Annotated in this window: 19 protein-coding genes; 9 read left to right on the forward strand and 10 right to left on the reverse strand. The window is 55.3% G+C overall.

Going from position 1 to position 25,155, the window contains the following annotated elements:
- Positions 1 to 60 precede the first annotated feature (60 nt).
- The 4 genes from ACLB1Z_RS10120 to ACLB1Z_RS10135 all read right to left on the reverse strand — a co-directional run bounded on the left by ACLB1Z_RS10120 (position 61) and on the right by ACLB1Z_RS10135 (position 7,472).
- The gene (locus ACLB1Z_RS10120) at positions 61 to 1,443 is read right to left on the reverse strand and encodes a hypothetical protein (RefSeq protein ID WP_409563188.1); all 1,383 of its coding nucleotides are present in this window, start codon (positions 1,441 to 1,443) and stop codon (positions 61 to 63) included.
- A gap of 282 nt (positions 1,444 to 1,725) precedes the next feature.
- Positions 1,726 to 2,142 (reverse strand): hypothetical protein, encoded by a 417-nt coding sequence (locus tag ACLB1Z_RS10125; protein WP_409563330.1) that lies wholly within the window; start codon positions 2,140 to 2,142, stop codon positions 1,726 to 1,728.
- Positions 2,078 to 2,404: a hypothetical protein gene (locus ACLB1Z_RS10130; RefSeq protein ID WP_409563257.1), complete on the reverse strand. Its 327-nt coding sequence runs from the start codon at positions 2,402 to 2,404 to the stop codon at positions 2,078 to 2,080. Before ACLB1Z_RS10130 ends, ACLB1Z_RS10125 begins: the two co-directional genes overlap by 65 nt.
- 256 nt (positions 2,405 to 2,660) lie before the next feature.
- Entirely contained in the window at positions 2,661 to 7,472 is a 4,812-nt protein-coding gene (locus tag ACLB1Z_RS10135) for a lectin-like domain-containing protein (protein WP_409563189.1), read from the reverse strand.
- A gap of 390 nt (positions 7,473 to 7,862) precedes the next feature.
- Here ACLB1Z_RS10135 and ACLB1Z_RS10140 point away from each other — a divergent pair, with 390 nt between their 5' ends.
- From ACLB1Z_RS10140 to ACLB1Z_RS10155, 4 genes are all read left to right on the forward strand, one after another.
- Positions 7,863 to 8,540: a toxin-activating lysine-acyltransferase gene (locus ACLB1Z_RS10140; RefSeq protein ID WP_409563190.1), complete on the forward strand. Its 678-nt coding sequence runs from the start codon at positions 7,863 to 7,865 to the stop codon at positions 8,538 to 8,540.
- A 141-nt stretch (positions 8,541 to 8,681) separates the two neighbouring features.
- Positions 8,682 to 9,176, forward strand: coding sequence for a hypothetical protein (locus tag ACLB1Z_RS10145; protein ID WP_409563191.1), 495 nt, complete (start codon positions 8,682 to 8,684; stop codon positions 9,174 to 9,176).
- A gap of 259 nt (positions 9,177 to 9,435) precedes the next feature.
- Positions 9,436 to 11,127 (forward strand): type I secretion system permease/ATPase, encoded by a 1,692-nt coding sequence (locus ACLB1Z_RS10150; RefSeq protein ID WP_409563192.1) that lies wholly within the window; start codon positions 9,436 to 9,438, stop codon positions 11,125 to 11,127.
- Complete coding sequence (locus tag ACLB1Z_RS10155; protein ID WP_024275782.1) at positions 11,111 to 12,436, forward strand: HlyD family type I secretion periplasmic adaptor subunit; 1,326 nt, start codon at positions 11,111 to 11,113, stop codon at positions 12,434 to 12,436. Before ACLB1Z_RS10150 ends, ACLB1Z_RS10155 begins: the two co-directional genes overlap by 17 nt.
- 423 nt (positions 12,437 to 12,859) lie before the next feature.
- On the opposite strand, the gene ACLB1Z_RS10160 is transcribed toward ACLB1Z_RS10155, so the two are convergent.
- The 6 genes from ACLB1Z_RS10160 to ACLB1Z_RS10185 form a co-directional block, all read right to left on the reverse strand.
- Positions 12,860 to 14,479, reverse strand: coding sequence for a hypothetical protein (locus ACLB1Z_RS10160; RefSeq protein WP_409563193.1), 1,620 nt, complete (start codon positions 14,477 to 14,479; stop codon positions 12,860 to 12,862).
- A 947-nt stretch (positions 14,480 to 15,426) separates the two neighbouring features.
- Complete coding sequence (locus ACLB1Z_RS10165) at positions 15,427 to 15,645, reverse strand: sigma factor-like helix-turn-helix DNA-binding protein (protein ID WP_409563194.1); 219 nt, start codon at positions 15,643 to 15,645, stop codon at positions 15,427 to 15,429.
- Positions 15,545 to 15,940: a sigma factor gene (locus ACLB1Z_RS10170; protein ID WP_409563195.1), complete on the reverse strand. Its 396-nt coding sequence runs from the start codon at positions 15,938 to 15,940 to the stop codon at positions 15,545 to 15,547. Before ACLB1Z_RS10170 ends, ACLB1Z_RS10165 begins: the two co-directional genes overlap by 101 nt.
- A gap of 180 nt (positions 15,941 to 16,120) precedes the next feature.
- Positions 16,121 to 16,612: a DUF302 domain-containing protein gene (locus tag ACLB1Z_RS10175; protein ID WP_409563196.1), complete on the reverse strand. Its 492-nt coding sequence runs from the start codon at positions 16,610 to 16,612 to the stop codon at positions 16,121 to 16,123.
- A gap of 152 nt (positions 16,613 to 16,764) precedes the next feature.
- Positions 16,765 to 17,595, reverse strand: coding sequence for an alpha/beta fold hydrolase (locus ACLB1Z_RS10180; protein ID WP_409563197.1), 831 nt, complete (start codon positions 17,593 to 17,595; stop codon positions 16,765 to 16,767).
- Between the two features lie 68 nt (positions 17,596 to 17,663).
- Complete coding sequence (locus tag ACLB1Z_RS10185) at positions 17,664 to 18,437, reverse strand: alpha/beta fold hydrolase (protein ID WP_409563198.1); 774 nt, start codon at positions 18,435 to 18,437, stop codon at positions 17,664 to 17,666.
- Between the two features lie 211 nt (positions 18,438 to 18,648).
- Here ACLB1Z_RS10185 and ACLB1Z_RS10190 point away from each other — a divergent pair, with 211 nt between their 5' ends.
- The 5 genes from ACLB1Z_RS10190 to ACLB1Z_RS10210 all read left to right on the forward strand — a co-directional run bounded on the left by ACLB1Z_RS10190 (position 18,649) and on the right by ACLB1Z_RS10210 (position 24,734).
- A complete protein-coding gene (locus ACLB1Z_RS10190) occupies positions 18,649 to 19,578 on the forward strand; it encodes a cupin domain-containing protein (protein WP_409563199.1) in 930 nt (309 codons plus the stop codon).
- 1,542 nt (positions 19,579 to 21,120) lie between these two features.
- On the forward strand, positions 21,121 to 22,440 hold the full coding sequence (locus tag ACLB1Z_RS10195; RefSeq protein ID WP_409563200.1) for a TolC family protein: 1,320 nt from the start codon (positions 21,121 to 21,123) through the stop codon (positions 22,438 to 22,440).
- 15 nt (positions 22,441 to 22,455) lie between these two features.
- A complete protein-coding gene (locus ACLB1Z_RS10200) occupies positions 22,456 to 23,841 on the forward strand; it encodes a multicopper oxidase family protein (protein WP_409563201.1) in 1,386 nt (461 codons plus the stop codon).
- A gap of 28 nt (positions 23,842 to 23,869) precedes the next feature.
- Positions 23,870 to 24,370: a plastocyanin/azurin family copper-binding protein gene (locus tag ACLB1Z_RS10205; protein ID WP_024275801.1), complete on the forward strand. Its 501-nt coding sequence runs from the start codon at positions 23,870 to 23,872 to the stop codon at positions 24,368 to 24,370.
- 55 nt (positions 24,371 to 24,425) lie between these two features.
- Positions 24,426 to 24,734 (forward strand): copper-binding protein, encoded by a 309-nt coding sequence (locus ACLB1Z_RS10210; RefSeq protein WP_409563202.1) that lies wholly within the window; start codon positions 24,426 to 24,428, stop codon positions 24,732 to 24,734.
- Positions 24,735 to 25,155 lie beyond the last annotated feature (421 nt).

Here is a 25,155-nt window from a genome sequence, read left to right on the forward strand (position 1 = left end):
CTCAAAGTGCTTTGATTGCGATTTTTGACTCAGCAACCATTCGCCTTAAGTGCGACCGAACTAACTTCTCGGCAGGAGACTAGAGCGCATTCGAGAAAAGTGTCCAATTATTTCCGCCATGACTCGCCGATGTTTCACATGAGAGTTTTGCTTGCGCATAGAATCCGAAGATGTCTTGACAAACGAGAGAATAACAAACGGAAGACCGTTCGCGCCGTTGAACGCATTCGCGACATTCTCAATTGTCGATAGCGAAAAGCCAAGCCGCCTCATAGTGCTGATATAGAACTTCGAGCTTCTGACTTGAAATGGTGCTCTGCCTCTATTACCGCGCTCGTCGGCCATGGTTTCAGCTATAACTGCCCTGGACCGGCCGTCTAGGATAGGCTTTAGAATAGTCGGCAATTGATGATCAAGAATGGAATAAAAGAGATCGACGAACACAACACTTGGTGCCGATGGATAACTATAGCCATCGTCAAAAATTCTGAAAACGTGTCTTGGAAATGAGCTGCGCGCTTCGACGAGGCATTCTGGGCTTCTATCAATTCCAACGTAGGCATCGGGACCGAAAAAAAAGGCATTCGCGCCGGTGCCACAACTAACATCAAGCACTGGATATTGATTAGCCACAGCATTTTTCAGAGCTGAACCTATGCGTAGCGAATCTGGGTGTCCCCTCCACCTTCTAAGAACCTCATCGTTGTGTTTGAACTGCGACTTGTCAGTTGCGCGCCATGATTGATTACGTCGACGTTGATTGACCCCATCAGCGGTGATTTCGAGTTGGGGGTGAATTGACGCACGTCCCTCCTGCTTCGATTTCCTTGATGCCTGCCAATGCTTAATCGTCGGCTGCGCTTCTTCTGGCGCGTCGAAGATCTGACAATAAGAACGCGGAAGCCAGTAGCTGCGCATTTTTGTCCGTGCAGACACGTCGCACCATGCAGACTGGAGATGTGTCTGATCCCACGTGATCGGATCGGCCTCGCAGCGGCTCACCCACCTATCAATCAGTTCTTCGGCGCTGGCGGTTTTGCCGAAATAAATTGTGCCACCGGCGAATTGCCATCCATTCCATTTGTGGATTGCGAAGTCGACATCGAGAATTTGAAAAATATCGGGAAATCTCTCGACCGTTGCGTCAGCGTCAAGCCAGACGATAGGAACTTCACTTGAGTGCCAGCGGTCACGAACAAATTTTGCTTTACGAGCGCAGACAGATTCCCAACAGCCATTATCGCGGGTAGCAAAAAGTTCGTGATCTATATTTTTTTTGGTCAGCGAGTGCTTTAGGCGCTTGGCGTGATCTGCGTACTCATTATTTTCTGTGTAAAAACTGACTACTTTGAAAGATGGCCTGGGCTCAATCCCATAATCATGAACTTTGTAGGTCCGAAACTCTTCTGGAGGCTTGAACGATAGCTTCGTGTCCTCCGGCATGAAAAGGTCTGACTCAGCTGATCTTGCGATATCCCTCGGGCTCGTGTTCACACGCATTAAGCACCTCGCTCGGAAGACCTGCTAGGAGTTTAAGACTGATTCGCGAGGTTCGAGCTAGACGCGGTCTGGTCGTGTTGAATATCGTGTTGAAAATCTATGAAAGTGAGCAGTAACCTTATCCTTGAGGCAGATGTTCCGCTGGAGGTTATTGCATGACATTGTGGCCGGTATAATCTGATGGCCTCATGGGATTGCCGTTGACACAGAGAGTTTGGATTAAAATCAATTTCCTAGAGGGAGTTTCGCTTTAAACATTTCAATGAACCAGCTTTTATCCTTTTCGTATCCGAGATCCACTAAAATATCGAATAGATTGGGATTTTCTGTGAATTCACTCCAGATTCTTATGGGGTGTTTTTTCCACGTTTTAATGTTTTCTTCGTCAATAGCTCTAATTTTATTGAGTGCGACGGCCATTCCCGTGGCGGTTTTCGATTTCTCATTGAAATCGCTAAATTTTCCAACGGCCGCCTCTTCAAGGTAATCGAATAAACGTACCTGTGCGCGATTGGGGTCGGATAGCAAATCTTCGTATTTCAAAGTATACACTCTCTCGCGATTTCGGCTCCAGGATTCATATATCTTTCCAAGGCCCGGATTGGTCGGTTCGCAAATTCCTTTTTTGGTGCCGGTATCCAATGAAGTAATCGTGCGGGACCATTTTGTGGGTGCTGCATACCACTGCTCTCGGGTCTCGAACGCAAAATATTACTTTTAGATTTTTTTCTTGAGACCCCGCGAATATTTCGTCTAGCGAAAAACAATCCAATGGTCGCTTTGTAACAAGGTTGTCTGCGGGCTCGGTTGCTTGCAGGGCTGAAATCTCCCTTTCGTAAAAGTTGAAATGGGGGAGACTATTCATCAGAAGAGAATGCAGCATTGTTGTGCCGCTTCGTGACATCCCGCAGATAATAATGTGTTTGGTGCGCTTATTCACGAGGTACCAGCTGTTGAGATGCTCAATCGGAATGTGGAAACTCGACGATATCAAGATTGCGCTGTATCTGGGAATGCCGCATTGTGCAACCTTCCCTTCGGTGGATATCAATTCGTCTGCGGGGATTGCGCACGATTAAGTTTCTTCCGTTCGGGTTCCAAGGGGCCTCGATAGGGGACAAAAGCTGCAATTTGTATGCAAACGGCTGCTGCCTTTTTGCTCAAGCTATCAAGTGTGCCGTACCGATGGTCATGTTGTGATACACCGGCTCCAATGTCGCTGTGAGTGAATTGAGCTGGACCTCCTGGAGATTGTGAGCGCCGCCTGTTCCACCGGTAAAACCGAGATAGGCGTATTGTGATCCGCCTTCGTATTGGGCGACGATGTCTTGGGTTAGGGTGCCTTTTTGGACGCCATCGAACCAGTAGGTGAGGGTGTGGTCGGTGGCGTCCCAGTTTACCAAGACGTTATGCCACTTGCCGTCGGTGACGTTGCCGTTGCCGATTGGAAGCTGATCGCTGACCCGGCTCAGGGCTAACGGAAGGCTGGTGTTGAAGAAGTTGGTGTGATCTCCAGCGATTTCGCCGATGGTGGCATTTTGCCAGGTGTCGAAGGCGATGCCGAAGCCGTTCTGCATGCCGATAGCGCCGTAGTTGCCGCCATTGGCGCCCAAGGCGTCAGCTCCCCTTGGATCGTTCTGGAGCACGAAGGCCATGCCATCGGCGCCTTTGGCATTGTTGCCGAGAAAGAGATCGAAGGAGGCCTGGAAATCGTAGGAGAGATCGACGCGCTGGTTGAGCATGACGGATCCGGCTTGTCCGGCGGCGTCCGGTGTCAGCACGAAGGTGTGGTGGGCGCTGTCGTAGGTGGCGGAACCGTTGAGAACGGCGCGGTCGGAAAGGATGAGAGGATCCTGGATATTCGCGTAGTTTTTGCTGACGTTGTCGAAGTAGGCATCGACGGCTGAGACGCGAACCTGCTGCAGGTCATGTGAGCCGCCGGTCGCGGCGGTGAAGCCGACGTAGGCTGTCGTCTGACCTCCGAGGTACTGCGTGGCGATGTCGCCGGTCAGGGTTCCGCCAAGCCTTCCGTCGACCCAATAGCGCAGGGTGTGGGACTCGGCATCCCATGTGATGCCAACCTGATGCCAGCCGCCATCGACGATGGCGCCGAGATTTGTGGGGTTGGTCAGTCGGCCCCCGAAGAGGGCATCGGTGTCGATGATGTCGGTGTGGTTATAGGCGGGATCATTGAATGGCAGATTGCGCCAGGTGTCGAACTCGATGGCGAGGCCGTTCTGCAGGCCCATGGCTCCGAGCTGACCACCAAGACCGCCGAGCGCACTGGTGCCTTTTGGATCGTTGTGGAGAACGAAGGCCATGCCGTCGGCTGGCTGACCGGGGCCGAAGTTGATGCTGAAAGCAATGTTGAAGTCGTGGGTCAGGTCGATCTTGTCGTTGAAGACGGCGCTTCCGGCCCGATAGGCGGTATCGGGCGTGAGTGTCAGCGTCTGGTGGGCGCTCTGGGCGCTCGCGTTGCCGTTCAGCGTCATGTGCTGCGTGATGCTCGAGACGTCAAAGATGCTCCCGTCGTGGGGGCGACCTTGCGGCAAACTATGTTCCCACGTAGCTGTGAGTGAATTGAGCTGGACCTCCTGGAGATTGTGAGCGCCGCCTGTTCCACCGGTAAAACCGAGATAGGCGTATTGTGATCCGCCTTCGTATTGGGCGACGATGTCTTGGGTTAGGGTGCCTTTTTGGACGCCATCGAACCAGTAGGTGAGGGTGTGGTCGGTGGCGTCCCAGTTTACCAAGACGTTATGCCACTTGCCGTCGGTGACGTTGCCGTTGCCGATTGGAAGCTGATCGCTGACCCGGCTCAGGGCTAACGGAAGGCTGGTGTTGAAGAAGTTGGTGTGATCTCCAGCGATTTCGCCGATGGTGGCATTTTGCCAGGTGTCGAAGGCGATGCCGAAGCCGTTCTGCATGCCGATAGCGCCGTAGTTGCCGCCATTGGCGCCCAAGGCGTCAGCTCCCCTTGGATCGTTCTGGAGCACGAAGGCCATGCCATCGGCGCCTTTGGCATTGTTGCCGAGAAAGAGATCGAAGGAGGCCTGGAAATCGTAGGAGAGATCGACGCGCTGGTTGAGCATGACGGATCCGGCTTGTCCGGCGGCGTCCGGTGTCAGCACGAAGGTGTGGTGGGCGCTGTCGTAGGTGGCGGAACCGTTGAGAACGGCGCGGTCGGAAAGGATGAGAGGATCCTGGATATTCGCGTAGTTTTTGCTGACGTTGTCGAAGTAGGCATCGACGGCTGAGACGCGAACCTGCTGCAGGTCATGTGAGCCGCCGGTCGCGGCGGTGAAGCCGACGTAGGCTGTCGTCTGACCTCCGAGGTACTGCGTGGCGATGTCGCCGGTCAGGGTTCCGCCAAGCCTTCCGTCGACCCAATAGCGCAGGGTGTGGGACTCGGCATCCCATGTGATGCCAACCTGATGCCAGCCGCCATCGACGATGGCGCCGAGATTTGTGGGGTTGGTCAGTCGGCCCCCGAAGAGGGCATCGGTGTCGATGATGTCGGTGTGGTTATAGGCGGGATCATTGAATGGCAGATTGCGCCAGGTGTCGAACTCGATGGCGAGGCCGTTCTGCAGGCCCATGGCTCCGAGCTGACCACCAAGACCGCCGAGCGCACTGGTGCCTTTTGGATCGTTGTGGAGAACGAAGGCCATGCCGTCGGCTGGCTGACCGGGGCCGAAGTTGATGCTGAAAGCAATGTTGAAGTCGTGGGTCAGGTCGATCTTGTCGTTGAAGACGGCGCTTCCGGCCCGATAGGCGGTATCGGGCGTGAGTGTCAGCGTCTGGTGGGCGCTCTGGGCGCTCGCGTTGCCGTTCAGCGTCATGTGCTGCGTGATGCTCGAGACGTCAAAGATGCTCCCGTCGTGGGGATGCGGTGTTCCAGGTGGCGGACCGACTTCAAGCGTTGCCGATAGAGACTTGAATTGGACTTGATGGAGAGAGCTCAGGCCACCCGTTGCCCCCGTGATCCCGAAATAAGTGTAGCTTGAACCGCCGAAGTAACTTGCAAATTGCGTCGGCGTGAGTTGAAGGCTTTGTATCAAGAGGCCATCGATAGAATAGATGAGTTCGTAATTTGCTGCGTTCCACGAAACGTCCACCGAATGCCAACGACCATCGGTCAATGAGGACATGGCCACCTGTGGGCTCAATCTGAAAATCGCAGCATTGGGATCAGTCGAGACGATGTCGGTATGTGGTCCAGCTATGTCGCCTTGAGATACGTTTTGGTATGTATCGAATTGAATTGCGATACCGTAGCGCAGTCCGCCCGCACCGAGACTACTCCCGCCCGTGCCGATCGCCCGATTGCCGAAAGCGTCGTTCTGGAGAACAAACGCCATGCCGTCAGCGCCATTCGGGTTGTTGCCCAGATTGATGCTGAACGATAGATCGAAGTCATGCGTGAGATCGACCCGCTTGTCACTGATGACGGATCCCGCTTGGCCAACGTCATCGGTGTTCAATGTGTAGACATTGCTCCCGAAGGCATGAGAAGCCGTGCCATTCAGCATCAACCCCGTGCCCGATATGCTAGGTGCGGTAGTGTCGACCCCGAACTGACTAATCTTGATTGAGGCTGCGATGGACGGCGTACCGTTCTGGTTGTTGGCGAACAACATCCAGTAGCCGTTTGTGAGGGAGTTTACATTGGCGGGCAGAGTGATCTGCAATGTGTGCGAGTCGATATGCGTGAAATCTAGGCTAAAGGCCCGTTGTTCAGGATCGAACGCATGCGTGGTCGATCCGAACTTTATAAGTTCAAGTTTTTGAATATTGTCCGCATTGTCCAACGTGATTGTAAACGTCTGGCCCTGCTGCAACGTGGTTGGCGCGCTCGTTATGACCGGCCTGTCTGTTCGAAGAGTTCCGTCGGCGTTCAGCAGATAAGCTGGGGTGTATATTTCTGAATTGAGGTTCGTCATTGGTCCTGGGGCACCGCCGCCAGCGGACAATACCGTCGCGTCTGGCAGGAGTATCGCGGTTGAGTGATAGAACCGGCCAATCGCAGCCGCGGAGGTGTCAAATATCCATTGCCCAGTGTTCGGATTCCAAATTGCGGCGTGGTTGGTCTCAGACGCGATGTTGTTTTCCTTCACGCTTCCGCCGGTCAACAAAACGGTGCCGTCGGCAAGATCGGTGAGGTTAGACCAGGCACGGCTCGAACCGACGCCTGCAGTCCGCGTGAAGACTGGCGTCGGGCCGCTGATGTCCACAATCCAGCCATTGCCGTTCTTATCGATCGTCAGGATCTTGTCCTGAGCGAACATGGCAGCGGGATCATACTGCTCCGATTCAAACGGCGTATGGCCAAGATTTGTGATGGTGCCATTACCATCTGTTGTGATCTTGAAAATGGTTCCAGCGTTCGATCCTTCGGCGCTGGTAGAAAATCCAATGATCGCGCCGCTGCTGGAAAGCCATGCGCGGGGGTACCACCAGTTCGTCGCGATATCGCTGCTTGCAGCACCCGCCATCGGTTCCCAGCCGACGCCGTGAGTGTAGATTTCGGGCGTTCCTACACCTGCGACATCTTTTCCGCCGAGGAGAAACACTCGTCCATCTGCGAGCGTAAGCGACGTTGCGTACCAACGCGAATAATCGAGGCTTTGAGTCTGGTTTAAGCTTAGCTCGCCGGTTTGATAATTGAATGTATGGACGTAGGATACACCGTCGTTGATGTGTCCCAATGTGCTGGCATCACCACCTGCGATGATAATGTGATCTGTTATCGGATCGATGACGCAGCATGAACAAAAGATATTGGTATTTTGTACGTAGCTTAGAGTCGTGTGGGTGCCGGTGTTGGGATCCCATAGGTCGTAGAGCATGTGGCTGCCCTGTTGACCTTGCTGGTCGGTGCCGAATGTTAGGATTTTTCCATCCGGGGTCATAATGGAGTGGATGGCCACGATGGGCCAAGGCGCAACTTCGCTCCAACTGCCAGAATTCATCGTAGTCCAGTTCCCGGTTTCAAGTCACAGAAAATCTCGGCGCCCGTTCCTCGCTGCCGAAGATACGAACTGTGCGCCCCATGAATTTCGTTTCATTTTGGGGCAGTGAAAAACCTGAGCGGCGATAACTACTAGCGGCGGTTTGGACGAACTTGAAGATGGGTGACAGAAAATGATTGCATTTTAAGTTAAGTCGATCTTCTGCGATGCGACGCACTCTGTTCAAACGCCGACGGCCATCGGCGCCAATTAACTTCAAATTGAAACGGTAATTGATGAAAATCAGTGTGAGGATATTTTCAGGCGAGTCGCTCTGGTGTGCTGGTCGGCGGCGTTGACACATCGGTATCATGGCTTTTTGGCCAGCGGCACGTCTCGGAGTATCGCGAAATGCTGATGAATGATACGAGCACGAATATTCGCTCTCAGGATGCGAATGTCGCTCGGTTGACATCTGATGAGCCCGCGCAAGGTCGGCGCGCGATCATGAACTCATCGATGGCATTGGCTCAGATCGTCAGGCTGATGCTTCAATCGCCTAATCATCGGCATTTCAGCTTGTCGGATCTTGAATGGATGGTGCTGCCCGCTTTGAGCACGGGCCAGCTAGCTATGGCTGAAACGAAGCCGGATCAGAGCGGCCTGCGCGAGCCTCTTGCTGTGCTCTTTTGGGCCTCTGTCTCTCCCGAAATCGACCAACGCCTGTCTTCCAACCTTGAAGCGCCCATTCGTTTGCGTCCGGACGAGTGGAGATCGGGTGATATCCTTTGGATCACCGATATGATCGGCGATATGCGAACGGGTCATGCGCTTGTCAAAAGTGTTCTGGACAGCATCCTCGCGGGGCGAACAGTCAAGGTGCGTTCTCTCGATAGTGCAGGAAAGCGGATTTTGCTGGAAGTGAACGCGTCGGCCGTATCTGTCGTCGCCACATCCGAACCAGATCACTGCGACCATTCTGGATCATGTCCACCGAACGGGGTGCTTTGTGCATCTTGCGTTAAGACGGGATGCACGGGGCGTTGCCGCCAAGGAAAGGCAAGCAGCAGCAATCCGGTCAACCACTAAGAGTCAGCTTGGGCCGAACCTGCCCAGAGGCATCGCGGATAGGAGCCCGCTGCCGTGTCATACTCGGAATGCCATAGCATTGTACCAATTGTTGGTTGGAGAACCTCGCTCGCGGAATGCGCGATCGGCGCGGGAAGCCAGTTGGCCGCACATGCAGCGTGTTTCTTTACGGCCTTGTCGAACGTGGTCCTAGGTGGCGCCGTGTTCGCGATTGGCCATGACCTCCGCTCCACGCTTATCCTTGGCGTATTGGTGTATCTGGGAACGATCGGCGCACGATGGGTTTTTGTTGGTCGTAGCCAATTGCCAAGTTTCAAGGTGGCGCTATTCGGTCTTGCGCTGGGCGTTGCCATTTCTGCAGGACTCTATTCCGCGCGAGTTCATAACCATCGTGAAGAGCTTTCCCAGTGGTACGCAGGACTTTCGCATTCCGACCGACAGAAGGTTCGCGAGAATGTTCGGCAGTGGATGGACTCACAGGCTGGTGAGCAGCGAGATTCGCTGTTGGTTATGGCGCAGCTCACAGGGTACGAGAATCCCGAAGACTATGTCGTCTTCAATTACTGTTCGCCCTCGAATAAGGAGCTGGCCGCGATCTGGGAGCGTCACGGCCTTTCCATCGCCCGTCAGCAATAAGGGAGCAGGCTGTAAGCGGCTCGCCGGATGAGATGCTTGCGATAAAAATCCGTCGGTTCAAATTGGGGCGACGTCTGATTAATAATTGTGATCGCTCTTTCCGGCTGCCGACAGAGCCGACTTTTTTCCGCATTTTGTTCCAGATTGGTGCTTTTTCGCGGCACGCCGCTTGCTCCTTGCCGTCTGTCACGCGGGAGCGTTCTTTCCAATGAACCTTAAAATAGCGAATTCATCGAATTTAGGAGCAGGAACAAGCCTAATGAAAGCGGCTTGGTCCACGTGTCGTCTGGGGATCGCTGGGGCGGTTCTCATAAGCATAGCGATGAACGTCCTCGTTCTCACGGGACCGTTCTACATGCTGCAAATCTATGATCGCGTGCTTCCGGCACATAGCCTTCCGACGCTAGTCGCGTTCAGCGCCTTGGCGCTTATGCTGTTCATTGCCTATGGCGTACTTGATCTGATCAGGACGCGTCTTATGGCGCGTCTTGGCTCGGTTATTGATATGAAGTTTGCGGACGCAGCCTTTGATCGAAGCACGATGCGCAGCCAGCCGGGTGATGGTGCGGGCTACGCGCTTAGAGATCTTGCCGTTGTGCGGCAGTTTCTCAGCGGCCCGGCAGCCGTAGGTCTTTTGGATATTCCGTGGCTGCCGTTCTACATGGCGCTGATTTTCCTTTTGCATCCTCTTATCGGCTGGGTGGCAACGGGAAGCGCAGTGATCTTCCTGGTCATCGCGGGTCTTAACGAATGGACAAGCCGCAAGCCGGCGCAATTTGCGGAACTCCAGTCGCGGAGTGAAGAACAGTTCGTCTCGGACGTTCGCTCAAACATGGATACCGTGGATGGTATGGGAATGGCTCCGAATCTTCGGCGCCATTGGAACTTGGCCCATGCACGCACGATCGAAAGCACTCAGGGCGGTAGCGACCGCAATGCATCTTATGCTGTGGTGTCGCGTAATCTGCGTCTCATCATGCAGTCTACGATTCTTGGACTCGGCGCCTATTTGACCATGCAGATGGAGCTTTCAAGCGGCGCCCTGATTGCCTCGTCAATTATTTTTGCGCGAGCATTGGCTCCCGTTGATCAGGCGGTGGCTCATTGGCGCACCATTCTTACTGCTCGTCGTTGCTGGAAGAGGCTCAGTGCACTGACGTTGCGCGGTCCGGATTTAAGTGATCGAACGGAACTCCGGCCGCCGAGCCGCTCGCTTGCCGTATCGAATATAGCTGTCGGTACCCAAGGCAGCAGAAAGCTGCTCTTACCCAACGTCTCATTTCGCGTAGAGGCTGGCGATTGTCTTGGTGTCATTGGGGCGAGCGGTGCGGGAAAATCCTCGCTTTTGCGCGCACTGGTCGGATCGTCTCAGACGCTTTCCGGTGAGATTCGCATTGACGGCGCGACGCTCGATCAATGGAGCGAGGCGGCGCGCGCGAAGCATATCGGCTATCTGGCGCAAGATGTTCAGCTGCTGGATGGGACCATCCGACAGAATATCTCCCGATTTCAGAAAGACGTATCTTCGGAGGCGGTCATCGCTGCGGCGGAAATGGCGGGCGTCCACGATCTCATCTTATCGCTTGAAGATGGATACGACACTCTCGTTGGGGCGAACGGCTTTGCTTTATCAGCGGGGCAGAAGCAGCGTCTCGGATTGGCAAGAGCCGTCTACGGAATGCCTTTCCTGATCGTGCTCGACGAACCAAACGCGCACCTCGACCGGCACGGGGAGGACGCTCTTGCTGTCGTTCTGCACAATTTACGTGCCGCGGGGTCTATCGTCATCGTCGCCGCGCACAGATCCGCCATTCTATCCGAGGTCAATAAGATGCTTTTGCTTGAGAATGGCCAGCCTAGCGTCTTTGGAAGCAAGGAGGATGTCCTTGCCCAACTCGCGGCAAATGTACGAAAGCAGGCTGAGCGGGGTCTTCATGTCGTTGGCGCATAATCTGGAAGGTGCCGTCAGAAGTCTCAATCGCCATGCGGCGCTCGGAATCGCCGGGACAATGGTTATCGTCGGCGCGACGGGAAGTTGGGCATCCTTTGCAAAAATTCAGGACGCGGTAATCGCGCCTGGGACAGTTTCCGTCAATTCTCAGAAAAAGAAAGTGCAGCATCCCGACGGCGGCATCGTCTCTGAGATTTACGTCGACGACGGCTCGCACGTCGATGCGGGAAACATCTTGTTCCGGCTCGATGGCAAGCAGCTCTCGGCCGATATGGGTACGGTGCGCCGACGCATCTTCGAACTTGCGGCGAAGCGATGGCGCCTGCAGTCCGAACGCGACCGCCTTGAGAAGCTGCCTGATTGGGTCCCTCCGCAGGAAGCCGGCGGGGGAAACGACGTTGATGCGGATTTGAAAGCCATCGTCGATGGGCAGAGGCAACTGTTCGCAACCAAGCTCGAAGTTTTGAAGCAGCAGAGGCTGCAACTCAGAGAGCAGATCAATCAGCTGCAACAACAAGTCGTTGGCTTGACGTTTGCGGAAGATGCACGCAACAAGCAGCTTGATATTGCCCGCGAGGAAATTGGCAAGCTCTCCGAGCTTGCAAAAAACGGTTTGGTGCCATTGACCCGATGGGGGCCAATCCAGCGCGAAGAGGCAGGGCTGGTGGGCGAAGTCGGTCAGGCACATGCGGAAAAGGCAAGGGCGAAGGGACGAATTTCTGAGCTTGAGCTCAAATTAATCGAACTTGAGCAGGACTATCGAAAAGAGGCGCTTGTGGATTTGCAGGCCGTCGAGGGTGAACTCAGTCAACTCTCGGAGAAGCGTGTTGCGATTGAGACCAAGCTGCAGCGTCTCGACGTCCGTGCGCCGGCCTCCGGACGCATTCATGAGCTTACAGTTCATACGGTCGGTGGCGTCATTTCCGCGGGCGATACGCTAGCTTATATCGTTCCCGACAACGATAAGTTGATCGTCGATGCGCTCGTGCCCCCCAAGGACATTGACCGTGTTCATAACGAGTCATCGGCGCGTATCCGTTTCACATCGTTTGACCGCACGACAACTCCCGAGCTTACTGGCAAGGTGATGTGGATTTCACCGGATCAGGAACTCGTCGGTGAGTACAAACGGCCGGCCTTCCGAGTCCGGATCGGCTTCGATGCTGGTGAGATCGCGCGCCTCAAGGGTGCAGCAATCGGGCCTGGTATGGAAGCGGAAGTCATGCTGACGGGAAGCGAGCGTACAGCATTGAGCTTCATTATGAAGCCGATGTCTGATCAGATTTATCGGTCTTTCAGGGAGCGCTAGATACGGAATTTAGAAGATACCCGATCAAATGCTTTGCTCTAGCCCTTCTGCGGACAAGCTTGAAAAACGGCCACTGTCCCAAGTCGGCAGTTTTCGTCTGTTGTCTCAATAATCGATAGTCCCCATGGTATGAGACACAGTGAAAGCGATTGTTGCGATTGGCGTTTATCGACCAACTCGGGTCAAGTAAAACGAAATGAGCCCGGAAGCGGGATTGAAGATGAGCTGAGCAGGGCTTTCCATCGGCCCTCGGAAGTTTCCGAATGCCTCTTGCGGTTTAGCAAGGTGCAGAGCGTCAAGTTACGGGGCGTAACTTATGCTCGGGCGAGCGCCGCGAACCGGAAAGCTGGAGTCTGTTGATCCAGCTGAATGCGAGTTTTTCTACCGGGGAGTTAGCCTGGCTTGTTACTGATCGTCATCCCGTCACTGCGAGTTTTGCACGGCCTCGCCATAAAGCTTGAGCGTCGAATTTTTCCAACGGTATGTCTTTAAAAGGATTTTGCCCGACTGAGAGGCCACCAAGTGATCAACCGCTTTGAGGTTCTGCGAAGCAGGAAACTGCTTGCCAAGCATATAGCCCGCAACATCGTTCGCGCCTGCCGGATCGAGCGTCAACACAAAATTGGCGCGACGGATTTGGCCTAGCGCGTCTGCTGCTGGAATGAGATTGTCCATCCGGCTGACATCTGGAAGCATGCGGTTCTTCTCGAAATGCAATAGAGCGATATTCGGATATCCCGCGATCTCGTCCTCGAACGTCACCAGCACCGAAGGATGTGCCGACGTTTCACGGGCGATAATATCATTCACGAGCTGGACGTAGGTCGCCCTCGATTGTTTCCGCGCGTCGTCCAATTTGTCCTCGAGCGGGTAGTATGTGCCAAACGCCATCACACTCGCTACGCCGAAAACAAGAAAACGACACGTTCGGTTTAACGACCCGACGTATGACGCTAGAAACAAAACGCCGCCCATGACGACGCCCAGAAATGTCGATCCGTAAGAACCGCCCGAAGTTCTCGCCAGCACAAGAGGCAGCAAAAACATCAGAGCAGCGAAAAAACTGGCGAACCATACTTTGAGAGAATCCGATTTCCCAGTCACCCAAACATGCACAATTAGAGCCGTCAAAAGCAGCACGAGCAAATACTGCAACGTGCCCCATGCCAGCTCACCTCCGGGAAGATAAACTCGAAGGCGTTCCGGCGCCGACAATCCGTCATACCAGGTACTGCTCAGGCCATAGCGGATATACCCGATAATGCTGTCATAGCCGATCGAGGCCCAGGCAAAGAAAACAACGAACGGTAGCGTCGCGATGACTGATCCGATACACAGACGCCTCTGATTACGAGACAAATAATCAACAATCGCCGCCACCCGTGAGCTAGCCGACATCGACCCGAAACTTGAAATCTGGGAATCCATAAAGAAACGCGAGAGCTCAAAGCAGAGCAGGACGCAAATTGCGAGCACCGGAAAATAGAATGTCGTGAGTTTGGATATAATCGCCAGCCCTAAGAGCGAGGCACCCAAGAGCCAAAGCCGGTTGTTCTGATAAATGGTTGATTGGCACAGGACAAAGATTGCCGCCGCCATCAAGACGCCGCCTCGTAAATCGCTTTTCAGAACGATGAGGGAATGAACTACAAGAGGTTGTTGGAGAAAGATTATGGTCAGCGCCAGGAGAAGAAGAGGTTCGAACTTTCGCAGAGTCAGAAGAATAGCTGATAGCGCAACGATCGGAGCCCAAATGCTCAAGAAATATGGCGCCCGGACATTCCCATTCGAAAGCAATACCCCGAAGAATGCTTGCGCATCTGCCAGCGGGCTATGCGGAGCCAAAATCCGCGCACTCCGGACGAGGCCATACAGCGTTTCCTTTTCTGAAACCGCAGTGAGTGAAACCAGCGCCTTTTGAACGATCGCGCAGTCATCCCACAACAATAATCCCGTGAGCCGGCCGAAATTGAAAGCGCGGAACAGCACGAACGCCTGCTGCAGCGAACAGACCAACACGACCGCCGTTACGATAACCGCCACCTGCTTCGCGCGAGAATGGCTTATAGACGCCAGCATTGTGAACAACTAATTCCCTATTTGTCGCCATTTGGCGAAGCGTTCTTACTGGTTCCAAGTGGCAGACGGGCATGCAGACAACCGCTGTCACTAATTCTGAGGCCCTATGACTATCGCGCTTTTCCGTGTCGATGGCGGCGGGCACGTCAAAAAAAATCAGAAGTCATCTGATTTGAGTTTCTATTCGCCTGGTCCTTTTGAACCAGCCCTTGAGCGTAGGTCTTGAAGCTGAACTCCCGGAGAGCAGGCGGCATCCTTTCGACTGATTTTCTGAGCCAGTTCTTCGATTAATCGGCGGGCCTCGACACGGCTAGTTTCCTTAGTCGAACGGACCTTGTAGGCTCCCGTCCTTGGATCCAGGATACGAGCGAAATAGTACGGGCTGGCGTGAGTTTGGTAGAGCGCTATTCTCCTACGAAGCTTGATGATCGAGCCTTTCAAACGGTGAGGAGAGCGTTTGAGCATTGGAAGAGAGCAAGCTGAGGCTGGAGCCAACGACTATAAAGCATGGCCATAAAAATTTATGCAACTTATTGAAGTTATTAGCGTGAATAATAACTCTTAATCAGTGGGTCGAAGGTTCGATTCCTTCATCACCCACTAAACGCAAGAAATTCCGGGGAATTTTTTTTTTTGACGGTTTTGCACTTTCTGCTGACTCTCGAATTGTCGATCGCGAAGTTTCCGTACTTCCTTCGAAACGAGCCGAAATGATCTGCGCCTGCCATGACGGCTTCGGGCCAGAAGTGGAACTGCCATCGCTGTGGGCTTCCCGATCCACGATGACTGCTCGGTCCCACTAGCCGACATTAACTCGATGTCTGGCGCCGCAGAAAGAGACGTCGGCTTTGGCGAGGAAAGCTGACATTGACACTTCCGCCGCAATTCTTGCCGGACAAGACCCTCCATCCTCATAAACCCTTTTCCTGGTAGGTATCTGCGAGCGCTTTGAGGCTCCGGTGGAGTGCTACGCGCACCCCGACTTCGGACATTCCGAGCCGCTCCGCAATGTCGCGAGCGGAATACCCTTCAATACTCATCGAGCGAACAACATCTCGATTGCGACCAGGAAGACGTCTCAGAATGCGAACTAGATCCTGAGAATCGATTGAAGCGTGTGGACTCGGCATCGAAATCGCTCAGATCGAGCTCGACCTCTGGACGTCGTCCTTGCCGTCGCAAATTATCAATTATCTTGTTGCGCGCCACCGCCGTCACCCACGGCGTCAGCAACTTCGATGCATCCCACGTATGGCGTTTCAGATGTATCGCTAGCAATATGTCCTGCAACACATTCTCGACCTCGTTATCTGGAGCCCCGAGGCCACCAAGCTCACGTCGCACCGACTTTCTCAATACGCGCGCAAGATCCTCGAGAAGCTTGCAGTAGGCGGTCTCATTTCCGCCGATCGCGGCGCGCATCATATTCGACCACTCTATGTCCCGAACTCTTAGTTCCAAAATTGCCTTTCCCTAGTGTTTTCCAAGGTAATGCTACAAACCAAAAGATGCTGCTTTTAATTGATTGCGCTTCGCTTGCCTTTCTGACGAGTTCCTCAAGGTGATCTGGCGCTAGCGTCAGGAGTGAAAGCGCGGCGCCGTGCTTTAGCCAGCTGCCTCGGAGAGTGCCGCCTCGAGCTCACGATCGAGATATCGCGCAACTTCGATAATCTTTTCGTTCTCGAACTGCCCGAAAAGCGTCGATGGCTTGTCGTACTCGAATACGACATCTCCTGCTTCTGCCTCAAAAAGCACGACGCGCAGTGGAGCGTAGAGCGCTGCAGCCAGATTGTGTCGCGTCATCTTCGAAGCGGTAATTGGATTCCCAATCTCATACTGCACAGCATTCCGCTTCGGGCCTGCGATTGCCAATAGCTCCCCATGATCGCGTGAAATGAACATGAAGAGCTTAGGGCCGTGCTCATCGATCTCTTTAACGCGTTCTTGATCACCGTTGCTCAGTAGAACTTTGATGTGCTCATCGAGCTTCGGGATACCGGCCTCAAGGGCCGCACGCACCTCATTAAATGCTCGTCTGCAAGTAATCCGCACGTGTTCGACTGCGATCGGCGCGGACGACACTTCGACGGCAGGCATGGCTTTCTCCTTGGGATAAGCTTGAAGATGATAGTGCGTGTCCCGTCGACTTAGGAGAGCGTCCACATCGCGACCATGTTCGGTCCCCGAAGCAGCACCGGCGGATGTTTGGAGACCAGAGCCACGATCCAGAAGCGCCGCCTCGATCCGGCTCATGAGCGGAGGAAATCCAGAGCCTGCTTAACGAACACGGGGTAATACTGGAAGATGCCCCCATGGCTAGCATCAGGGAAAATGCTTAGCTGTGCGTTGGGAAGGCGGCGGGTGAGATCGAACGAGTTTATCGTCGGCGCCATAACATCATCGTCGCCATTGGCAACGAAGACGGGGTGATGAATCTCGCTAAGCTTGGAAGGATTGCCCTGCCCCCAGGCATGAATGGCGGTTAGCTGTGCACCGATGGTCTCGTTGCTGATGCTGGCATCCCGATCTTCCGTCCGCTCGTTCAGGCGAGAGAGGAAAGCATTCGCTGCTGCTTGACCGTTGGCAGTCTGAGAGAAGAACAGAAAATGCTTTGGATGCTTTCCTGAGGCGCCTGCCTTAGCAACCGCGTCTTGCAGGACGGCCCCCATGTTCGAGATGCCTTCACCGCCCGCGGGGCCGGAACCGGCGATGATGATCTTACGGACGAGATCTGGTTCTTTCTGCGCTATCACCTGCGCGATGAAGCCACCCAGAGAGAAACCCAACAAGTCGACTTTGCTCAAACCCAAAGCACGGATGAACGCGACCGCGTCGCTGGCCATCTCTTCGACGGACGCAGGCGTTGCGCCTCCAGAAGCGCCGACGCCACGATTGTCGAATGCGATCACATGGTGTTCAGCCGCCAGGCCATCGACGAGCCTGGGATCCCAATCATCGAGCACTGCAGTCAAATGATGAAGCAGGACGACGGGCACCCCCCCCTTCCTCCCCAGCTCGCGGTAGACGAACTGGGTTCCACCAACATCGATCGATTGGTTCAGGGCATTAACGAAAGACATTTCTCATTCCTCTCAGTTCAACCGCCGGAGCATCGGGACTCCCGGCGATATGCGCCGGGAGTTCAAAGTCACTTCGCAAGCGCCGCCTTTTCAATGACCGCAGCGACTTCGTCCGCATGAACAACGAGCGAGGCGTGGCTGCCAGCGACATCGGTGACGTGGGCATGCATCCGTTCGGCGAAGATCTTCTGCACCTCAGGCGCGATGACCTTGTCCTTGGTGGTGATCACATAGAACGTCGGCTTGTCGCGCCAAGCCGCTTTGTCCACGGGGGCCTCGAAAGCTACGTGATTGAGTGGAAGCTGATGGTTGGCCAACGTTTCTGCTATTTGAGGAGGCAGATCAGCCGCAACCGCCGACGGGAACACTTTGGCATCGATATAGAGGTTCCCTTTCGCGTCCGGATGAATTGCAGCCGTGCCTTCAGTGGCTGGGCCGCTGTCGGACAGGGTCTTCAGGGACTGTCCTACATCGGGTGCGAATGCAGAGACATAAACAAGCGCCGAGACTTTGGGATCGTTGCCCGCTTCTGTGATGACGACGCCGCCCCACGAATGACCGACGAGCACAGTCTTGCCGTCCTGCTTTGCAAGCGCCTGTTTGGTAGCATCGACGTCCGCAGCGAGAGACGTGAGCGGATTTTCAACGAGAGTTACGTTGAAGCCTTTTTTCGAGAGGATATCGGCGACCGGCTGCCAGCTCGTTTGATCGACGAAAGCACCATGGACCAGCACAATGTTGTGCGCCGCCCCTTTGGGAAGCTCAGCTGCTTGTGCAGAGGTAACGATTGCTGCTGCGCCCGCCGAGAGAATGGAGGCAGCGGACAGTAGAAGATTTCGCATCGATTGTTCCTTTGGGAAAGTCGGACCGCCCGGGTCCAATGAGTGGCGGGCGCTTCCAGCAGGAACAGGGTTCTTCTGACACCGATCTCGGGATGATCGGTGCACGCCGCTTCAGCCTGCCCGACATCATTTAGGTCGGTGGCATTTCGGACGATAGGCTTCTCCCGTCCGAATATTGTGTCCGATCGTCCAGTGGCTTAGAGTGCCACGTATGGATGTGCTCGCTGACGTTCTTGATCGTGTCCGTTTCGGGGGAACGCTGCTCTACCACTTTGAGCTCGGGCATCCCTGGAGCTTGGCAGTCTCCAAACGCCCCTATGCGCGCTTCCATTACCTCAGTCGAGGCACGGCCATTCTGTCCGTTAATCAGGGTGAAGAATTGCATTTGAGTGCGGGTGACTTTGTCGTCGTCACGCACGGCCAACAACACCTGCTCTATTCTGATCGTCGTGAAAAGCCGTTCCCACTCATCAACCTCGAGCGACCAGTAGGACGTCTCGGTCTCGTGCGACACGGCGGCAATTCCGAGCCGACAGCGACAATGATCTGCGGCAATTTCACGGTATCGCAACCTTTGCGCAGCAGCGTTCTTGAATTCCTTCCTTCTATTCTTTTGCTGAGACCGCCAACCAATGGTGAGGGACTCGATGCGATCCTGAAGCGCATGGTCTCCGAGTCGGCGTTAATGCGACCGGGACAGGACATTGCGCTTTCCCGATTGACGGAGGTGCTGTTTGTCGAAGTGTTGCGCAGCTGGATTACATCGCTTCGTCCGGGAGAAGGTGGATGGCTTGGAGCGATGGGTGATCCGCATATCGGACCTGCGCTGCAGTTAATTCACGAACAGCCACAGAGGCCCTGGACGCTTCAAGAACTAGGAAATCGGGTTGGCCTTGGCCGCTCAGCATTCTCTGCGCGCTTCACAAGCCTGGTTGGCCAGCCGATGCAGCGCTATCTGATCGCGCGCCGGATGGCAGAGGCTGCATTTCTGCTAGAAACAAGCGATGAAGCTATTGCGAAAATCGCGAGTCGCGTTGGCTACGAGACGAGCGCTGCGTTCTCGAAACTCTTTCAAAGGCACTACGGCTTGGCGCCCGGCCGCTACCGTGCAACGCGGGGGAAGACTGACAGCGAACCTTAAACAGTACGCCGACGTTGGCAAATTTACAGTCGACCTTGCCCCTCGCGAACGAGCGATTCTGGCTTAGTCAGTCGGCCTGAAATGTCGGTTTGCGAATGAATTGCAGACATTGCTACGATGGCGTTTATCGCGCATAGCGATGATCGGCGATTGTCCGCTTTCTCGGCACTGCTGACTCCACCGGTCAGGTGCCACGGCGAACCCTGATGTCTGCAACGGGCCAAAAGCAGTTTTGACCGGGAAGACATTTGAGTTCTGCCTGCGTCGAGCGGAATTCGCGTCGAAGGTTTGTGCAAAACGGGTGATGTCCATGATTGCTCTTGGGGCCCTATGACCGCTCATGACGACATCGAAGTGCAAGTCGGCGCGGTGACCCCATGGGTAAGGGATCATCAGTATGCCGCGGATTTGAGCGTTCGAACCGTCGCGAGGGTTTCTAAATCATCGCCGACCGCGAATGCGCCGTCGCGAGCGCAGTTGCATTCAAAGCTCGTGGTGCTGCGGCCACATTCCGGGAGCCCATGGCCACATGAATTGCGATTAACTTGCACCGCCAGGGAATATTTCTTAGGTTCAGAATCGAACTGGTAATAAGTTGGAAGCATGCGCGCTTTACTTAAAATGCTGGCGGTGATCGCACTAACCGTTGTCGGTTGGTCGTCCGTTGCTAGCGCGCATGGCGGTGTGACTCATGTCGGGCAGCGCTCGTCGCCAAGTTCCGCCGCTAGGTCCTTGCACCAAGCGACGCAAACAAAGCTAGCTGGTGAAACAGTGATCGAAGCTTCGAATGTCGGGGCTCCGATGTCCGATTGCAATGGTCCGTGCTGCTGCCAGGGGATGTCGCACTGCAGCTCCTCGTGTGGCACGCCATCCGCCCTCAACAGCGCGTCAGTCGCTGCGCATGATTTAACTGACGCTGGAGCGAAGGTCCGAGCATTTCTCGGCGGGATCGCGAGTCTTGACCGTAAATTCGGTCTCGAAAGGCCCCCCAGAGTCTAATTGCGCCTTTTTGCGCGCGGCCTAGCAAAGGCCGGTCGTGGCGGCATGATTTAGCGCTACGCGAATTTTTCAGCGAAAAAACACAATCGGTCTGACGCGTCATCGTCGAACCTATTGGTTCGTCGTCGTCAGACCTCTCTTCCGCGAGGTACCGATGCTTGTGCGCGTCTTCGTCGCCACGTCTGTTGTCTTAACAATGTCCGCTTGGGGTGAACCACCGCCGCCATGGCCAGTAAGCGGGCCAATGCCGGACCGCCCCGCACGCGTTCCGTCCGCCCATTACAGCAATGTGGGCGCGGGAACCAAGGTCTATGTGCCGGTCGAACCGATGCCATGGGGAGACGCGAACAAGCGCGTGGCCCCTCAGCAATCGAAGCCTAGTCAAAAGGGAAACTAGCCGCGCCGGAATGCGCGATGAGGGGATGAATGATTTGGGGGAATGATTGGCACACGCGCACGTGCAGACGCACCTGCACTCGTGTCTTGGCCGGGATCTCAGGGCTGCTGCTCGCGGGATGCGCGCATTTTTCGAAGGATGGCGGGATGACACTCGTCGCAGACCAAACTGGCAGCGTGCTCGGCACGCCGGCGGTAAAAATCAGAAATGAAGCGGAAGCCGCCGCTGCGCAGGCGCGGGTCAAATCGCTTTTGTCGGCGCCGTTATCGGCCAAAGCGGCCGTAGAGGTGGCTTTGCTCAATAACCGCACGCTGCAGGCGGCTTACAACGACCTCGGCGTCTCAGAGGCGGAGATGATTGAAGCTAGTCTTCCTCCGGCACCGTCGTTTTCCTTCGTACACTTGACCGGCGCAGAGCTGGAGATCGAGCGGCAGGTCACACAAAATATCCTCGCGCTGTTGACGTTACCGCGTAGGCGACAGATCGCGGAAGATAGGTTCAAAGTTGCACAGTTGAAGGCGGTTGAGGCGACGCTTCAAACTGCTGCCGAGGCACGCCGCGCTTATTACCGCGCGCTGGCGGCCGCGCAGACAGTAAGGTTCCTAGAGCAATCACGCGCATCTGCGGATGCCAGCTCTGAACTCGCAAAGAAACTCGGCGAAACCGGCGCGATGCCGAAACTCGAACAGGCTCGCGAACATGCCTTTTACGCTGAGGTTAGTGGCCAGCTAGCCGTCGCGCGGCTGAGACAGCGTAGCGAGCGTGAGAAACTCAATAGAGTACTTGGTCTTTGGGGCAGCACACTTGCGTATCGGCTTCCTCAGAAGCTCCCGGCGTTGCCTGCCAGACCGCGCACAGCTCCGGAGATTGAGACTGAGGCGGTGGCGTCGCGTATTGATCTGCAAATTGCGCGCATGAATCTGGTGGCGCTCGCAAAGGATTACGGTCTCACGCGCGCAACGCGTTTCGTCGATGTTCTCGAGGCCAGCGGTGTCGACCGCAATGAAATCAAACCGGGTGAGCGGACGCCGCGAAGCGGTTACGAACTCAGCTTCCAGATCCCGATTTACGATTTTGGCGAGGTAAAGGTCAAACGCGCGGAAGAGACTTATCTCCATGCAGTGAACATGCTGGTTGCCAAGGCAGTCAACGTGCGCGCGGACGCCAGGCAAGCCTATCAGGCATATCGCGGATCTTATGATATCGCACGCTACTACCAGAAAACGATCCTGCCCCTCCGCGAGACAATCTCGGAGCAGACGCTGCTTAACTACAACGGCATGCTCTCGGACTTGTTCGGGCTTCTTACCGACGCCCGCGCACGGATCTCCGCGAATATGCAGGCGATCGATGCCAAACGCGATTTCTGGCTCGCCGACGTTGACCTCCATGTAGCGATGATCGGCGGAGGGGGGCTCGGTGCCAGTCCCGTCGAGGCGCAGCAAGTTTCATCTCAATCCGATTAACGAGGACATGCCGTCATGAGCGTCACGCGTCGTAATTTTCTCGCCACCTCCGGGCTCGCGCTAGCGAGCGTAACACAAGTGACCGGCCGCGTTGCCGCCGCGTCAATTCCGGAAGCGCCTATTCAGGCTTCGCCACTGATGCAACCGCCGCTCCATCCGTCGAGCGGTCCTGATTATCAGCCGGTGGTTACCCTCAATGGCTGGACGTTGCCCTGGCGGCAGAACGGAGATTGGAAGGAGTTCCATCTCGTCGCCGAGCCGGTGGTGCGAGAGTTTGCACCCGGCATGAAGGTCCACCTCTGGGGATATAACGGCCAAGCGCCAGGCCCCACGATCGAGGTGGTTGAGGGCGACAAGGTCCGCATCTTCGTCACCAACAAACTTCCCGAGCACACGACTGTCCACTGGCACGGCATGATCATTCCCAACGGCATGGACGGAGTCGGGGGGCTCACTCAGCCGCACATCCCGCCCGGAAAAACTTTCGTCTACGAGTTCCAGCTCAATGCCAGCGGCACCTTCATGTACCATCCGCACTCCGACGAGATGGTGCAAATGGCGATGGGAATGATGGGCATGTTCGTCGTCCATCCCAAAGACCGAGCGTACCGGCCGGTTGATCGTGATTTTGTCTTCATCATGAGCGCGTACCGCGTCGACGCCGGGGCCTACCTCCCAAAAGTCAACGAGATGCTCGACTTCAACATGTGGACGTGGAACAGCCGCGTCTTTCCCGGTATCGACGTGCTTCCCGTGCGCCTTGGCGACCGCGTTCGCGTGCGCATGGGCAATCTCACCATGACCAACCATCCCATCCATCTGCACGGCCATCACTTCGCGGTCACCTGCACCGATGGTGGATGGGTGCCGGAGAGCGCGCAATGGCCCGAGACCACGGTTGACGTGCCTGTTGGCGCGGTGCGCGCCTTTGACGTGGTTGCGGACAACCCCGGCGATTGGGCCTTCCACTGCCACAAGACGCACCACGCGATGAACGCGATGGGGCACGAAGTTAACACCTACATTGGCGTCGATCTCAAAAGCATGAGTCCGAAGATATCCAAGGTGGTGCCGGATGGCTTCATGCCAATGGGCCAAGCCGGCGGTGCCGATATGGCCGAGATGGAGATGCCGCTGCCTGACAACACCCTGCCTATGATGACGGGCTTCGGCCAATACGGCCCAATAGAAATGGGCGGCATGTTCACAGTCGTGAAGATCAGGGAAGGCCTGGACCGGAACGATTACAAGGACCCGGGCTGGTTCAAGCATCCTGAGGGCACAGTCGCCAGACCCTGGAACGGCAATCTCGCCGATGCTGAGGAGGCTGCGCCCGCCCGCGTCAAGCCCAACGACACGGAACTTCGCGTCATCAAGCCCAAGGGATCGATGAATCACTGATCAGAAAAATCGAGGAGACGTACCATTCATGCTTCTTAAGGCACAATTGTTCGCGGCGGTGATCGCTTTCAGCTGCGTGACGCAAATCGGCACGATGCCGCAACTCATATCTTATGCAGATGCGCATGAGGCAGCAGATGACGATGATTTCGCCGCTGGAGAAGCCGGCGACCCCAGCAAGCCCTTCCGCGTGCAGGAGATCACCATCTCCGAGAAGGACGGGGCGATGCTTTATGAGCCGGCCGAAGTCGACGTGAAGCTCGGAGAGCAAGTGAAGTTCGTCATTCACAATGGCGGTTCGCTGAAGCACGAGTTCCATCTGGCATCGGTGGAGCAGAACGCGAACCACCGCATTGAAATGCAGAAAAATCCCGAGATGGAGCACGACGATCCGAATGTACAGACCGTCCAGCCCGGAAAGGACGCTATTATGCTCTGGCGATTTTCGAAGCCGGGTGAATTCGAGTTCGCCTGTCTAATCCCCGGCCATTACGAAGCTGGGATGCACGGGAAGGCCGTCGTCAAATGACACCGACCGAATGGGGCGAACAACTCAACATCAACTGTGAACTGGAGTTTGTACGATGAAAAGATCGAAAGCGCTTCTTATCTCTAGTGTGGTCGCCTCTTTGATATCCGTTGCGGCGAGCGCGGAAGATGCCAAGTCCCTGCCGATCATCAACGGCGTGGTGAAAAAGATCGACGCAGCTGCCGGCAAGATGACGATCAAGCATCAGGCGATCACCAATCTCGATATGGGCGCCATGACGATGGTTTTTAAAGCGAATGATCCAGCGATGCTGAAAACGGTGAAGCCGGGCGACAAGATCAAGTTCAGAGCTGACAAGATCAACGGACAGATCACGGTCATGGTGGTCGAGAAGGCCAAGTGACCGCGCGGATGGCTGGCATGACCCCCGCTGGCCATCCGCAATTCAGACAAAATCAAAATTGAGCTTTATGGAGGCACCCATGTTGTCTCTCTTCACAGGCGTCGTTCTATCGAGCACGCTGCTTGCAACCGCGCCTCAGACGGGAGTCGGTTGGATCACGAGGCCGCAACCGGAACGCTTTTTAGTCTTGGTTGATACACGAACCTACCGCCACTGCCATAACAAGCGCGGCAAATATGCCGTCTGCTTCAAGAAGGATCCGCGCGATCCACCGCGACCCGTGTCGGAGCAAGCCGGACGGAGAGATCCCGATCACTTGCAAAGCCATCAACACCACGAAGTGCATTTTTGTGTGCTGTTACCCCGAGCGGGCGGTTGCTCCGTATGGCCTACCATCAGCTTCGCGGCTTCTTGCAGGGGT

The organism is Hyphomicrobium sp. MC8b, assembly GCF_905067615.1.
Taxonomy (GTDB): Bacteria; Pseudomonadota; Alphaproteobacteria; order Rhizobiales; family Hyphomicrobiaceae; genus Hyphomicrobium_B.